The organism is Clostridium sp. MCC344, from assembly GCF_018785365.1.
Classification (GTDB): Bacteria; Bacillota; Clostridia; order Lachnospirales; family Lachnospiraceae; genus Pilosibacter.
This window is the reverse complement of record NZ_WQPQ01000120.1, coordinates 1-531: the sequence shown is the minus strand read 5'-3', so window position 1 is coordinate 531 and position 531 is coordinate 1. Positions and strand designations below refer to the sequence as shown.

The window sequence follows — 531 nt, the reverse complement described above, 5'->3', positions numbered from 1 at the left end:
CAAATCGGAATTTGAGGAGGTGTTCATATGAAGAGAGCATTGCTTTTTATTTTCATGACGGTTTGTGTATTAGGAATGTCCGCCTGCAGCAGCAAAGACGCCATGCCAGAAACATCAGATTCTGCCAGCAATCCGGTTCAGAATACAGATATCAGTAATCTGAATGGAGGAAAAATCTGGTCTGAACAAGATATTGTGTCGATGTTCTCTCTTGTGCAAGAAACAGATTGGGAATACATAGACTGTGTTTTAATTCCAGATCATGCTAGTGACCGTGTTGGTGCAGTACTCTTCCGGAACGATAAGGAGCAAACAAGCAATGTTGCGTTCTTTGATGCAGACGGATACTTTCAACAGTATGGCACATATGCAAGAATGTCTGACGAACCTGATTTTCAGTATCTCGGAGGTGGTGCGGTAACATTTAAGCTGGAAACAGAAGATGGTATAATCTATAACTACACGATCACAATCTCGATCGATGACAGTAATGTGAATTTTAAAGCGGAAGATGATTTGCCAAAATAAATT

The 531-nt window shown here is 40.5% G+C and carries 1 protein-coding gene; it reads left to right on the top strand.

The features are described from left to right. Window positions 1-27: 27 nt before the first annotated feature. Window positions 28-528, top strand: coding sequence for a hypothetical protein (locus GPK90_RS18755; protein WP_002594812.1), 501 nt, complete (start codon window positions 28-30; stop codon window positions 526-528). Window positions 529-531 lie beyond the last annotated feature (3 nt).